This is a genomic window from Streptomyces herbicida (assembly GCF_032656585.1).
Lineage (GTDB): Bacteria > Actinomycetota > Actinomycetes > Streptomycetales > Streptomycetaceae > Streptomyces > Streptomyces herbicida.
Window position 1 is genome coordinate 147,677 of sequence record NZ_JAUYWJ010000022.1, and the last position, 12,947, is coordinate 160,623.

Here is a 12,947-nt window from a genome sequence, read left to right on the forward strand (position 1 = left end):
GCGTCGCTTTCCACGCCTGCCTTGTGGAGTTCCTTGGACTCGGGCGAGCCGCGTCGCAGCAGCCAGACGGTGCCGAAGATGTAGAGGAAGAACTGGAGGTATTCCGACTGCCAGTTCTCGGTGACGTCCACGGCGAAGTCGAGGTCGTCGGGTACGCCAGGAAGCCGATCGGCTGGATCCCGTCGGTGAGGGGCTGGTTGTTGAAGTCGGCGTGGCCGGAGAAGGCCGGCGAGGGTGAGCAGGAAGCCGGTGCCGAAGGCCAGGGTTCAGGCTGTTGTGCTTCACGAACCGCATCAGGCGGCTGCTCATCGGTGCATCAGCCCGATCACGGTGAAGAAACTGAGATCGGCGCCGACCGTCAGCAGCAGGAGCGTGAAGGGGGTGCGCATCCTTGGCTCACCCCCCTTTGATCAAGTACTGGTAGGGCTGCTGCGAGCACGGCACACAGCCTGCCGCGGTGACCTTCCACCCGGCGGGAAAGACCGACAGGAACAGGGTGTCGGTGGTGAGGACCGCCTGTGCCTGCCGCCCGTAGACCTGGACCCGGAGAACTGCCCTCGCGTGGGGCAGCTGCTCCTCGAGGAAGGCCTCGGCGCACCGGTCCTTGGCGGACTGTTCGAGTTCCTGCCGGGTGTCCGGGGCCAGCGCTGCACAGGCGGCGTGCAGCGTCTTTCTGCCGGATGCTCGCCTCGCAGGGCTGCCCGGGACGCGGCCGCTTCCCGTGCGCCGAGCGTGCTGCAGCCGGTCAGGCAGACAGCACAGACGAGCGCCGTCAGGCGCAGCCGCGCCGTGTGCCCGGCGAGTGCGGAACGTTCGGGCTATGCGTCCGGTCACGGGCCCCTGCTCGGCCAGGAGCCTGTGCGCCAAGCGACCATGGATCGTCCTGGGAAAGGTGGGTCGAGGCACGGCTGTGACCTGTTCTTTGCCCGCTCGGAGGCACCTGGCGCTGATCGGCTTTTTCGGCGCCTGTGGGGTGTGGGGGCAGTGGGGGAGGGGACTTGGTGTGTAGGCCGGGGTTCAGTGGCCATGGGGCTGGCCCGGCTTAGGCTTCTCTGGTTCAGACGAGGTGCTGGGGGAGCCGCCCGCCCGGGGTCACGGGAGGCTGCCGTGTTTGCAGAGGAGGCGGGCGACGTCACGGAGTTTGATGTTGTTTTCCTGTGAGTAGCGGCGCAGGACGTCGAATGCCTCGTGTTGGGTGAGGTGGCGGTTGCCCATGAGGATGCCCATGGCCTCGCCGATGGTGTGGCGGGTGGCGACGGCCTGTTCCATCTGGGAGTGGGTGCGTGCGCTGGAGAAGGCGACGGCGGCGTGGGAGGCCAGGAGCCAGCCGGCCAGCTCGCTGACGTCGGTGAACGCGCCGGGCTTTGGCGAGTAGAGGTTCAGTGCGCCGAGGTCTTCGTGGTCGGTGAACAGCAGGAAGCCCATCACGCTGCCGATGCCGAGTTCGCGGGCCTTGGGGGCGTAGGAGGGCCAGCGCTGGTGCTCGCCGGTGAGGTCGGCGATGCGGAACACCCGCTCTCCTTGCGAGCTGCGGGCGGCGTCGAAGCACGGCCCTTCGCCCAGCTGCTGTTGCAGCTGGTCGCTGTCGGTGACCAGCTGGTGGGTGGGGGCGAGCGTTTCCACCGCCCGGTCGTGCAGCACCAGGATGCCGGCCGCGTCGCAGCCGTCGACCAGCTCGGTGGCCGAGCCGGTGATGCGCTCCAGCGTGGCAGTGACCGATTCCTGCGCCAGGAGATCCCGCGCCATCGACGCCATCTGCTCAGCGAACCGAGCCCAGTCCACAACCGACCTCCGCCCTCTCATTCCGCTCTGGACACACGCCTCATGCCCAGCGTTTTGGAGAACTCCGGCGGCAGGGGCATTGGGGTGATGGATGCAGGACGGGTCCGCAGGGCCCGTCGAAGCCGGACGACCTCGGACCGCAGGCCGCCCTCACGGTCCTCGCGCGGCGACAGCGGGTCCGTGACGGAAACTCCGGTGTCCCCCCGCGAGGGGGAGAAGAGAGCGTGGGTGTCGGTGAGGGCCAGCAGCCGTTCCGGCACGGGACTGGCGGCGATGACGGCGACGGTCTTCTGCACTGGCTGCATGATGCCCTCGGCAAAGCGACCAGGGGCGTCGACCTGGAGCTGAGCGGCCTGGCGTTCTGGGACTGCTCCACGCTCAATGAGCTGCTGTGTGTCCGCCGCGAGGCGCTCGCCGAAACGGTCGCCGTCCGGCTCCGCCGTGACCTCCGGTGACGAGAAGGTTGGCGGGCAGGGTGTGTCCCTGGTCGCGAACGGTGCTCGGTACAGAGGCTTGGACATGACTGCCTCTCGTCGGGTGCTCGTGCATCCCTCTCCAGGGTCGCCCCTCAGATATCATGCGTCAACTTGTACACGAATCTTTTTTCGTGCTTGTGTGGGCGTGAATGAGCTGACGTACGATTCGGGCGTGCCTGGATCGGATGAAGTGCCGCAGCCACCCACCGGGTGGACCTTCCTGACCAGCCACGCTCGTGTACTGGCGACCATCGCCGACAACCACCGCGCGCGGATCCGCGACGTCGCGGCCCGCTGCCGGCTCACCGAACGCGCCGTCCAGAAGATCATTTCGGACTTGGAGCGGGACGGCTATCTCTCCCACACCCGCCACGGACGTGGCAACAGCTACGAGATCGACCCGGGCAAGGTCCTGCGTCACCCCGCGGAGGCCGGACTGACGGTGGCCTCGCTCCTGTCGATGCTGGTCGAGGACTAAGCCGAGCGCCGAGGCGGCATCGTCGAGCGGGTCCGCTTCGGCCCCCGATTGCATGTCGGCGTTGAGGTGCGCGATCACACGGGGCCAAGACGTCCGACGAGGCGCCGGGCCGGCCCTGGGTGAGTGCTTCAGCAAGGCAGCGTGAGCGTGTCGGCGACATCGGGGTTGAGGGGGCCGGGGAGATGCCTGGGCGGAACCCACTTCTTCCGTGACGACCCAGCCGGCACAGGCACAGCCTGAAAGCTGATGCCGCTTCGCCCGCGGCCACCGATCACCGCGAGCAAACCGCGCAAGGGCCCTGGACGGCGCGAACTCGGCGACAGGCAGCTGCTGGCCGGCGGGCGCGGCCAGTCGACCGACCGCCATCGTCATGGCGGCAACCCTCACGATGGCGTCGGCGCCATGGCGGCGGGCGCTGCCGACGATGCTGCGTGCCCCATGCGGTGCCACGGACCAGGCCGCCTTCGGCGCGCGCAGGTGACCCCGCTCTTCGACTTTCGTCAAGACGATCAGGTGGGAGCCTACGAGGCCGCGCTCGACCGGCTGGGTGAGGCCGCCGGGCACGTCGATGTCGTGGTCCCCGGCCACGGCGCCGTTGCCGAAGGTCCCGAGGTGGCGGCCCGCCTCGCCGCCGATCATGCGTACATCGACGCGCTCCGGCGAGGAGGGGAACCGGTCGACGCGCGTCTGGGGCCGCATGCGGACTGGCTCTTCGGCCTCCACCGGTCGAACCTGGAGCAGGCCCGAGGGCGGTAGGGCCGAGGGGTCCCTGGCGGGTCTGCCGGATCGACACCCTGACCAAGCCGGTCGGCTCGATGGCGGTCCCGCTGGGAGACCGCCTCGACGGCATCAACTGGGTGCCTGCAGTGGCACCAGAGCCGGTCGGGTCGTTTACCTTCGGCACCGACGCCTGGAGCAGCCCGCCGGCCTTTCCCGACGCCGCGCCCGAGTCGACTCCGGCCGCCGGCGACTTCCTCGCCGATGCCTGGCGCGCAACGCCCCCGGCCGCAACCGAAGTCCCCGAGCTGCCGTCGGCCACCGCACCGGCGCCCGCCGATCCGGACGATGCCGCGGCCGGACTGCGCAGAGCACAGTGGGACCACCTGCCGGACATCACACTCGCAGCCTTGCGCTGGGCATGCGCCAACGACCCGGACTTCCCCGGCTCGGTCGACAAGCGCGGTACCGAACTCCTATCGCGTCGGTGACCTCAAGAAATGGGTCCGCAACCGGCCCCGCGCCGCGTCCGGCACCACAGACCCGGCCTGACCGCTCCAAAGGGCCCCCGGGTCCACCTCGTCCAGGCCGACGCTGCCCACCACACACACGTGCAAACGGACGGTCCGTTGTCAGACTCCGTCCGTACCTTCGGCGCTGAGGCGCTTGTGACAGGAGGGGTAGCGTGGACCGACGGCGGAATCAATCAGCGTGAGCTTGACAAGTGGGCGGAGCACCTGGTCCAGGGCATGAACAAGAGTCTGGAACGGACCGCACGGCATTGCCCCTCTCGTGTGCCGGTCCAGGTCGAAGCCTCCACCACTGGTGGTGTGTTGCCTGGTGAGGAGGCGATCGAGAGCGGCGCTTCCCTGTCCGGCATGCTGATGTGGCTCGACGCGCAAGAGCAGCAGAGCCCGGGAGGCCACGCCGACGTCACAGAGTTCGCCGCAGAGCAGCAGATCCAGGATGAAGAGCCGACGATGCTTGCGCTTCAGCCGCGGTGGCACCCGCAGCGGAACGTGCTGCGCTGTCACGCCTGGCGAGGTCCTCGGCCGAGGGCGAGTTCTTCGACCTGATCCTCGAACTCGCTGACTTCACTGCCACGTGTATCACCATCCGCTATCACCATCCGGCAGGCGCGCTCCGGAACGCCGCTCGCCGACACGTTGGCCGACCAGCACGAGATGCTCGAAGAGTTCGTCACGCATGACGCCGGATCAGCTCCGGGACGGCTCTTCGGCTGGTCGGGCGACACGACACAGGGCGGGCTGCACAAGGGCCTTCCAGTCGAGACGCAAGTGACGCTCGGTCGGGAGCGTCCTGGCCGCCGCAGAGCTCTTGTGACCTTCAACAATTCTGATCAGTAAGGCAGTTGGCGTACGTGGCGTTCTTCGGCCGCCGGGTCAGGAGGATGGAACCGAGGTGCTGACGGTCCCCTGTGGCATCCGTATAGTCGTAGGACTCGAACGCTCATCCGGGGGTGGGAACGCATGAGCCATCGGTACTTCGGCAGATCCTTACGGACGACGGCACTCGTCGTCTCGTTCGTTCTTCCCATGGGGCTGGTCAGCCTGACAGCCACTCACGCGGCTGCCGACGAGATGCAGCTGCCGCCCGAAGCCTGCGCGGGCATGACCGCGCCGGCGGAGGAGAACCACGCCTCCATCCGCCTCGACCTGTCGACGACCGACGCGAAGCTCGCCGTCGACCAACACGGCAAGATCCCGCTCAGCGGCGTCCTGCACAAGAAGGCGACGATGGTCGACGTCTCGGTCGGCCACGTGACAACGAAGGACTTCACCATCGGCCCGCCCCCGGACGATGTGGCGGCGTGGGCGTCGTCGTGGCAGGCGAGCCTGCGTCCGGCGCAGCTCGGCCCGAACCTGGTGTGCGCCCGGGCCGAGCGCGACCCCAAGAGGACTGCGAGGGTGCTGCGCTCCGTCGACATCGTCGATCTGCTCCCGCCGAGCGATGTCTCGGGCTTGGCCGTCGGCGCCGTCACGGACAGCACGGCCAAGGTGACCTGGGGCGCGGCGACCGACAACTACGGTCTCGCCGGATATGAGGTCCGCGTCGACGGAGGTGCCCCGCACCGGACCACCGCAGGAACTCGTACGTACACCATCACCGGGCTCAAGCCCGCCACCGACCACACCGTCTCCGTGGTCGCCGTCGACCTCGCGGGCAACACGTCGAAGTCGCCCGCCACGGCGTCGTTCCGTACGAAGGCGCCGCCGCCGCCACCCAACCCGGACGCTGAGCTGGCCTTCGTGCCCGAGGAGGGCGGCGCCACGGCCACCTGGCATCCGGATCCCTCCCAGGACGTGACATACAAGGTGACCCTGGACGGGACCGAGCTCGACTCGTTCGACCTGGACCGGTACTGCCAGGACGCCGACGGCAAACCGGCCGACCCGTGCACCGCCAAGAGCGTCATCAGCTACCCGATCGAACCGCTCGAACAGGGCACGCCGTACACCTTCCAGGTCGTTGCGGTGGGGGCCGACGGGAAACAGGCGCGCGGCTTCTCCGGCGACTTCACCACGACGGTCGCCAATCCCGAGGTGGATCCCGCGACCACGCAGCTGTCGGCCAGCGAGGCCTCGCAATGCGCCGTGCAAGGCGGCGACTTCTACGTCGCGGCGGACGCGCGGGCCGTCGTGAAGATCCCCGGCGGCAGCACCCAGCTGTTTCCGGGCTGCTACCGCACCCCGGACAGCAGTTGCATCGACGCGTTCCTGCCGCCGTCCGGCGAGAAGATCCTCAAGTGCGCGGACGACGTCACCAAGCTCCTCTACGACGTGGCACCGCCCGGCCGCGGGCCGGTGATCTCCGGGCTGAAGGACGGCACCGGCGCAGCGTTCGCGCCGAGCCCCGTGATCGAACCTGTCGCCTGGTGCATCGAGGGAGGCTGCACGACGCTGCTGGCACCCGTCGAGGAGACAGTGGAGGTCGTGGCGACGGCCGAGCTCGCGACCGCCACCACCGCATGGGTCGTCGTCGCGGCCGAGGGCATCGGCCTCGGCATCGCGCTGTGGGCACTCCTGGAGATCCTCTTTCCCGGGGAGATAGCCATCGGGGGTCTGCTGGAATACCCGATCCACTACAACGACGACTTCGACACCTTCGACAACTGGGGCGCCGACGACGGCGATTGGTACAACAGCCTTAAGGTCTACGCCGAAGTGATCCGAGTGACGCAGCAGGTGGCCGGCCGGGACGGCCTGCCCTTCGCCTGGGACGACACCGAGGACGCGAGGCTCAAGCGCCTCATCGACCAGGCGTGCACGGCCCAGCGGGGTAGCCAGGGCATCGCCGGGTGTGACGAGAACGTCACCGTCTACGTCCCCGGAGGCCAGAACTACAAGTTCAAGCCCATGCCGGAGACCGGGACCCATATCGTGGCCGCCATGGGCAACGGCAGCTATCCGCAGCCCCCGGCGCGCTCCCGGTGGTTCTACCCTGCCCGCAGCCAGGGCGGCCAGGCCGCGCAGAGCAAGGGCTACCGGCGCAACTGGTTCGACACGGACGTACGGTTCCAGCCGAACAGCTGCCAGGGGCGCCAGCGCGGCAAGACCTGCGACGAGTTCCCCTTCTGGTCGACGAACCAGGCGGTCGACCTGTCTGGCCTGGTCGCGGACCTCAAGCCGGTACCGAACACGGAGTCGCTGCCGCAGGGCAGCGACATATCCGCCTTCTACAGCAAGTGCAAAGTCAAGGACACGGACCGGTTCATCGTGCTGCCGATCAAACCCTGGGTGGAGGCGAACGGGCCGAGCTTCGGGTTCCACGTCAGCCCCGGCGGGGCGAGCATGTGCATGACGCCAACTCCCTAGGTGGTTCTGTGACCCTGGACGACTTGCGCACTCTGCGCACCGCGGTGAACGACTACCGCGCGGCGGCGATCGCCGCGGGCCTTTCCTGGCCCGCGGCGATCGCCGTGCCGCCCGGCGGTCGAGTGCCCGAGGTGGTGCACCAGTTGTTCGGCGTGAACCACGTCGCCGAGCAACTGACCTGGTTCCAGTCCCAGGGCTGGCACGCGGGACGGCCCCTGCCCGACGGCGGCTGGGTTCTGGACTGGCCGAAAGACGGCGACGAGGCGCTCGACCCGCTGGCGCTCTCGATCGGCACTCCGTTTCCATGGCGGCATCAAATGCCGCTGTTCCACTTCGAGTTCCTCATCTACACCTTCGTCCTCGCCGGTGAGCACGAGGGGGAGATCTGGCGCTACGAGATCGCCCCGGACGCCTGGGACGCGGTCCGCGCGGCCACCAGTCTGGCCGCGCTGTTCACCGAGTGGACCAACGGGATCGCGGCCGGCGTGATCCGCCACGACGACCGCAACGGATGGCTCTGCGTCGGCGAGGACGCCCCCGACTCCCCGGCCTTCCCCGTATCCCTGGTGGGGGACCCACTGCTCAGGGAGCGGCAGCGCGCGTGCGGGGTCGACATGGCCTGCATCGGGCGAGGCTTCGACAGTCACGAGGAACTGCTCGACGCCATCTCCGCCACGCGCGCGAGGCTTGGCATGTGACGGGTCGAAGGCATGCCGACGATGTCCGCGCCGAGCCCGACACTCTTCCGGGGACAGACACCCCGACCTGACCGCGGATCCAGGCCTGGGTTGCTGCGGTGGTCGACGTCGGCCTGGCGGCGTCGACGTCGCCACCGGCACCGGTGGGGCAGCCGAAGTCGAAGGGGGCGACGACGGGGGCGTGGTTGGACTCGGGGTACTTGACGTCTCTGGCGAGGGCGAGGAGCTGGCGCAGCGCAAGGACCGGCGAGCTCCGCGCCCTGCCTGATCGCAGAGGCGCCCCCGGCCTGCGCAACGCGGGTCGGCTCCTCACAACACGGCGGTGCCGGCCGCCGCGGCGTCCGCGATGGCGATTCACTTGACCGTGGCTTCGCCGTCGACTTCCCAGTGACGATGTCGCGTTCCCGGAGATCGGCTGGCTGCGGCCTAAAGGGGTACCCCCCGCAGCCTGGTGCTTTGCGCGAAGGGGGACTGGTCCGAGTGCATCACTGCGTAACCGGATGGTTGGTCTCGGGTTCCGATGGCAGGCAGTTGTCCAGGAGCAGCAGGTGTGCAGGTGTGCAGGTGTGCCGGGCGAGGCCGTCGGCCAGCGTCTGGGACGTCAACCGGCGCCGCAAAGGCACCGGCGACAGCCTCGCCGCACTCAAGAGCATCCGGGCGGCCGGCCCGGACGGCTTCCATCCACGGTGGCGAACCGTCCCCACACCTCACTTAAAGAGACCGTCTCAATTGGCAGACAGGCTCATTGGTGCAGGTGAGCCATGACCCCTTCGTTCACGGGGTAGTGGCGTTCAAGGGGCAGGAGTTGCCGTGCGGCGTCCAGGTCGCCGTCCCGGGCGTGCGCGTGGATGGTGTGGGCGAGCGATGTGATGTCAGTGATGGAGACGGTCCACTCATCGGCGTAGCGACGTGCGGCTTCACCAGCCAGGCCGACCTGGAGCGACCGGTGGGCAAGCGGCTGAAGGTGCAGGTCGCGTTCGGGGTCCCATTGCACCCGGGCCGGAGCTTGCTTCAATTGGCGCTTCCACGTGGCGCGGTCAGCGTGGAGCCCAGGCTCGTAGTGGGACAGGCAGGCGTACTCCAGGGCCCACTCGAAGCCTTCACGGGAAATCTCGACGGCGAGGACTGTCTCCTGTCCCTCCTTGGTGCCCCACCCGCAGCGGTACATCATCCATAGGAACGACGGCTTGATCCATGTCATCCGGTCCCGCTTCCACACCGTCGGGAAGCGGCCCTCCCGGGCGGCCGGCAGGCCGATCTCCGGGGCGTACGCCTGGTAGACGGTGACTGTGGAGTCCGTGTGCTGGGCTCGAATCTGGTATTTGGGTTCTGCCACGGGGACCAGGGTGCGCACATCGTTTCGCCGGCGCCATCGAATTACCGCGGCGCGAGGCCCTCGAGCCTGCGGCGGCAGATGAGGCGGCGGCGATGCCGACGAAGGCGAGGAAATGCGCGGCCTTGCGCTCGTAGCGGCGGTGCAAGCGGCGGCAACGGGCAGACCAGTCCACGGTTCGCTTGACGGTCCATCGAAGACGGCCCAGCCGCTCGGAGGACTCATCGCTCGCAGGCTCAACGAGTCGATTGCGCATCGACCGAACCGGGTGGACACGTGCGGACAGCACTGGACAGCCGCCGCCCCCGGCGGACCTGGAAAATGGACACCGGCTGACGGGAGTCTGTGCGCCATGAACGTTGCCCGCACGCAGACAAACCAGGCAGCGCATCGATCCCCTCGGTCGGGAGTGGCCCTGCCGCTCACCAGGCCACCGGAGCCCCGCCTCCGGCCGAATCCGGCACCGTCGTCGGCAAGGCCGTCCTGACACCCTGACACCCACACCATCCCCGGGCCACCTGCCGCGGGCAGCTCGGAGCCGGCCAGCCACGGCCGCACTCGCGCCCGTACCTGTACCCGTGCCGGGACAAGTCCCGCACCCGTACCGCAACAGGTACCCGTACACGCACCCGAAGGAGCATCACCATGACCTCCCGCCCGCCCCGTGCCAAGACAGTGCTGATCGCAGCCGCCGCCCTTTGTGCCACCACCGCCACCACGGCCACCACTGCCTACGCCGCACAGGACGCCGGGTGGCTTCCGCCGAGGATCGTCACCGACTGGGCCCGCGCCTGGAACGGCACCGACCCTGGGGCGCTCGGCGCGCTGTTCACCGCCGACGGCACCTACACCGACGAGGCCGTGGGCATCACCTTCCACGGCCGCCAGGAGATCGCCGGGTGGAAGGCTCGCGCCGACAGCACCATCGACAACGTCCACGTCACCGTAGGCGCCGCCCACCGCGACGGCGGTCGCATCATCGTCGTGGCCGTCTACTCCGGCCACATCAAAGGCGCACCTCAGCCCTTCGCCGTGCCCATGACCACCCTCCTCGATCTCGACGGGAACCGCTGCCGGATCGCCTCCGACCAGGACCTTTACAGCCTTGCCAGCGTCCTTGCCCAGTCCGGCCTGCCCGCCGACTGGACCCCGCCCGCCCTCTGACGGGTAGCGCACACCAGCAGCTGCAGGCCTGTGTGCGGACCCCGTGCGCGAAGTGGCCGGGGACTTGGACTCTGGAGACCGAGCGGGTCGAGACGACCGCGGCCGAGATCCGGCGCCTGATGGCCTGGCTGCTTGAACGCCGGGTCGAGGTGGTGGTGCCCGAGGCCACCTCGGACGACTGGCGCCATCTCTACTACACGCTGCAGCCGTATCTGAACCTGATGCTGGTCAACCCGGCCCACTTCAAGGGCACCCGGGGGCGCAAGAGCGCCCCAGCGACGCAGCGTTGCTGACCCGGGCCGGTGCCTCGGGAATGGTGATGGGCTCCTTCGTGCCCGAGCGGGAGATCCGTGAGTTGCGGGACCTGACTCGGCGCCGCACCCAGCTAATCACCGCGCGGGGGCAGGAGGCCCAGCGGTTGGAGAAGGGACTGGAGGACACCGGGATGAAGCTGTCCTCGGTGCTCTGCGACAACACGGGGGCGAGCTGACGCGCCATCCTCAACGCGCTGCAACTCCTCATCCCGTTCCCGGACACCGGCGCCAACTCCGAGCCCGACCGCCTGGATCCGGGCACCGAGCCCCGGGTGGGCGCTCGACCTGACGGTGCTGCGGGCCTTGAAGGAGTCCCGCACGGACGTGTAAGCCCTCGATCTCGCTGCCGAGCGGCTGCTTCGCCTCCAGGGTGCCTTCACCGCGGCGGCCGACCGGGCCCGCGCCACTATGGACCGCTACGCCGACCGGGACGATACCGGCGGCTCGCACCCGCTGCGCGAGGGCGACCAGCAGGTGCGCCGCCCGCAGCAGCCCGGACCGCACCGCGGACGAGAAGTCGGCCACTGAGTGCATCCGATGCCGCGCACCCGATGCGGCGGTGTGCACCGACAGGCACCGCAAGCGCACTGCATCGCGCGGCGGCTGGCTCTCGCGCTGTGGCCGACGACGGTCAGGGCGTGGATCCGGCCCACTGTGAGCGCATCTCCAAAAAAGCGTTTCGTCCGGCTGGACGAGGCCCGCAGTCGCGACGAGGGTGGGGCGGGCCTGGGCCTGGCCATCGCCCGCGATGTCGTCCGGCACTATGGCGGGACCCTGTCCTGACCGATGCCCCAGGCGGTGGCGCGGTCTTCCAGGTAAGGCTGCCTCGCGCGCGCGGAGCGGTGGGGTGGTCAACGCCGTGAGCTGCCAAGGTGGTTCACCGTCTTCTGGCGTCGATGGCGAAACATTGGACATTTGCTGGGCTTCCGCTCTCCGTTTGCTGGGCCGGCTCTCGACAGCGTCTTCCTAGGGTCGTTGCGGTCCCCCGGTGGTCCGGCTCCTGGATCACTGCATCCCCGAAATCTGGAGACAGTTCATGCGTGCCTTGCCCCGCCGTGCCCTCCTTGCCGCTCCCGCCGCCGTGCTGATGTTCGCCCTCGCCGCCTGCGGTGGCGGTTCCGACTCCGGCTCCGGCTCCGGCAGTTCGAAGTCGGACACCCAGCAGGCCGCCCAGGGCACGGGCGGTGCCGACGCGGCGGGCGACGTCGCCGGTGACACCGACGACAAGAAGGAACCGCCGCTGACCGGCGACATCAAGCAGAAGGCCGAGGCGGCGGCGATCGCCGCCTACCCAGGCACGGTGATCAAGTCCGAGGAGGACGCGGAGAAGCCCGGCATGTACGCGGTGGAGGTGAAGAAGGCGGACGGTACCTCGGTCGAGGTGTACCTGGACAAGTCCTTCAAGGTGACCGGCACCAAGCAGGAAGGCACCGAGGAAACCGAGAACGACGGCTGAGACGCACGGATCGACCGGCCGGAAGGGAGAAACAGGTGCCGAGCGAGTACGAGAACGCCACCGCGCCACTGTCGGACGCCGAGGTGACGGCGATCCTGGGGCCTCCGGTCCCCGACTCTGCGCGGGGAGTCTATGGGAATCGCTTCGAAGAGGATGCCTTCGACTACGCCTCGCCTTCCCTGTCCCACGCCTGGTCCTGCGATGACAGCGTGGCCGGCTCCGCCGAAGCTACGGTTGCCGAGTCGGCGCCGGGGGGCCGAGGCCGGCGGGAGCCGACGGAGCCGGGCTCGGGACGAGAACGGGTGGCGGCAAACGGCGGTACGGCACCGGTCGGCCCTGACAGCCGTCGCCATGCTCGTCCTCCTCGGCGGCTTCGGCCTCGCGCTGTCTACGGTCAGCTACACGGTCACCTCCCACCGGAACCCCGGCGGCACCGCTCAGGTCTCGCCTCCCAGGTCGCCGGGTGCCCAGTCCCTCCCGCCGGACGCGACGGTCTCCGCCGAACCGCCCGGTGGCGCCGTGAGCGCGGCCACCCCGCCGACGCCTGCCGCCGTGCCGCCCGTCGCCGGTGACCGCGGTGATGACAACCGCAGGGAGGAGGAGCAGGGACGCGAGGACGGCGACCACGTCGACGACTGACTCCCGACGGTCGGCGTCGTCACCGCCCCGCTCCCGCTGCCCGGCCGCTCGCAC

General features: G+C 69.2%; 16 protein-coding genes and 2 pseudogenes. 13 read left to right on the plus strand and 5 right to left on the minus strand.

All coding sequences use genetic code 11. From position 1 onward, the window contains the following. Positions 1 to 26 precede the first annotated feature (26 nt). The 3 genes and pseudogenes from Q8A52_RS49250 to Q8A52_RS36890 form a co-directional block, all read right to left on the minus strand. Positions 27 to 131 (minus strand): annotated as a pseudogene (locus tag Q8A52_RS49250) (DUF6766 family protein); the annotation flags it as partial. Positions 132 to 396: 265 nt separating this feature from the next. Next, positions 397 to 834, minus strand: a complete 438-nt coding sequence (locus tag Q8A52_RS36885) for a hypothetical protein (RefSeq protein ID WP_316759671.1) — start codon at positions 832 to 834, stop codon at positions 397 to 399. A 258-nt stretch (positions 835 to 1,092) separates the two neighbouring features. After that, positions 1,093 to 1,755, minus strand: coding sequence for a GAF and ANTAR domain-containing protein (locus Q8A52_RS36890; protein ID WP_316759675.1), 663 nt, complete (start codon positions 1,753 to 1,755; stop codon positions 1,093 to 1,095). A gap of 251 nt (positions 1,756 to 2,006) precedes the next feature. Here Q8A52_RS36890 and Q8A52_RS36895 point away from each other — a divergent pair, with 251 nt between their 5' ends. The 7 genes from Q8A52_RS36895 to Q8A52_RS36925 all read left to right on the plus strand — a co-directional run bounded on the left by Q8A52_RS36895 (position 2,007) and on the right by Q8A52_RS36925 (position 7,987). Beyond that, positions 2,007 to 2,237, plus strand: a complete 231-nt coding sequence (locus Q8A52_RS36895) for a hypothetical protein (RefSeq protein ID WP_316759676.1) — start codon at positions 2,007 to 2,009, stop codon at positions 2,235 to 2,237. Between the two features lie 211 nt (positions 2,238 to 2,448). After that, entirely contained in the window at positions 2,449 to 2,736 is a 288-nt protein-coding gene (locus Q8A52_RS36900) for a helix-turn-helix transcriptional regulator (RefSeq protein WP_408649318.1), read from the plus strand. 513 nt (positions 2,737 to 3,249) lie between these two features. Further along, positions 3,250 to 3,492, plus strand: coding sequence for a hypothetical protein (locus tag Q8A52_RS36905; protein ID WP_316759682.1), 243 nt, complete (start codon positions 3,250 to 3,252; stop codon positions 3,490 to 3,492). Between the two features lie 59 nt (positions 3,493 to 3,551). Beyond that, complete coding sequence (locus tag Q8A52_RS36910; protein ID WP_316759684.1) at positions 3,552 to 3,944, plus strand: hypothetical protein; 393 nt, start codon at positions 3,552 to 3,554, stop codon at positions 3,942 to 3,944. 258 nt (positions 3,945 to 4,202) lie between these two features. Continuing rightward, entirely contained in the window at positions 4,203 to 4,529 is a 327-nt protein-coding gene (locus Q8A52_RS36915; protein WP_316759687.1) for a hypothetical protein, read from the plus strand. 480 nt (positions 4,530 to 5,009) lie between these two features. Next, entirely contained in the window at positions 5,010 to 7,289 is a 2,280-nt protein-coding gene (locus tag Q8A52_RS36920; RefSeq protein WP_316759690.1) for a fibronectin type III domain-containing protein, read from the plus strand. A gap of 8 nt (positions 7,290 to 7,297) precedes the next feature. Continuing rightward, positions 7,298 to 7,987, plus strand: coding sequence for a hypothetical protein (locus Q8A52_RS36925; protein WP_316759693.1), 690 nt, complete (start codon positions 7,298 to 7,300; stop codon positions 7,985 to 7,987). Positions 7,988 to 8,729: 742 nt separating this feature from the next. On the opposite strand, the gene Q8A52_RS36930 is transcribed toward Q8A52_RS36925, so the two are convergent. Together Q8A52_RS36930 and Q8A52_RS36935 are read right to left on the minus strand one after the other, a co-directional pair. Next, the gene (locus Q8A52_RS36930; protein ID WP_316759695.1) at positions 8,730 to 9,323 is read right to left on the minus strand and encodes a DUF4291 domain-containing protein; all 594 of its coding nucleotides are present in this window, start codon (positions 9,321 to 9,323) and stop codon (positions 8,730 to 8,732) included. 41 nt (positions 9,324 to 9,364) lie between these two features. After that, a pseudogene (locus tag Q8A52_RS36935) lies at positions 9,365 to 9,540 on the minus strand (IS5/IS1182 family transposase); the annotation flags it as partial. A gap of 425 nt (positions 9,541 to 9,965) precedes the next feature. Between Q8A52_RS36935 and Q8A52_RS36940 the strand changes: the two are divergent. The 6 genes from Q8A52_RS36940 to Q8A52_RS36965 all read left to right on the plus strand — a co-directional run bounded on the left by Q8A52_RS36940 (position 9,966) and on the right by Q8A52_RS36965 (position 12,893). After that, entirely contained in the window at positions 9,966 to 10,484 is a 519-nt protein-coding gene (locus Q8A52_RS36940) for a nuclear transport factor 2 family protein (RefSeq protein ID WP_316759697.1), read from the plus strand. Between the two features lie 32 nt (positions 10,485 to 10,516). Beyond that, positions 10,517 to 10,777, plus strand: a complete 261-nt coding sequence (locus Q8A52_RS36945) for a hypothetical protein (RefSeq protein ID WP_316759700.1) — start codon at positions 10,517 to 10,519, stop codon at positions 10,775 to 10,777. A 26-nt stretch (positions 10,778 to 10,803) separates the two neighbouring features. Then, positions 10,804 to 10,974: a hypothetical protein gene (locus tag Q8A52_RS36950; protein ID WP_316759703.1), complete on the plus strand. Its 171-nt coding sequence runs from the start codon at positions 10,804 to 10,806 to the stop codon at positions 10,972 to 10,974. 478 nt (positions 10,975 to 11,452) lie between these two features. Continuing rightward, positions 11,453 to 11,581 (plus strand): hypothetical protein, encoded by a 129-nt coding sequence (locus tag Q8A52_RS49255; RefSeq protein ID WP_408649315.1) that lies wholly within the window; start codon positions 11,453 to 11,455, stop codon positions 11,579 to 11,581. 253 nt (positions 11,582 to 11,834) lie between these two features. Further along, positions 11,835 to 12,254: a peptidase gene (locus Q8A52_RS36960; RefSeq protein WP_316759706.1), complete on the plus strand. Its 420-nt coding sequence runs from the start codon at positions 11,835 to 11,837 to the stop codon at positions 12,252 to 12,254. Positions 12,255 to 12,605: 351 nt separating this feature from the next. Then, positions 12,606 to 12,893, plus strand: a complete 288-nt coding sequence (locus tag Q8A52_RS36965) for a hypothetical protein (RefSeq protein WP_316759708.1) — start codon at positions 12,606 to 12,608, stop codon at positions 12,891 to 12,893. The last annotated feature ends 54 nt before the right edge of the window (positions 12,894 to 12,947 follow it).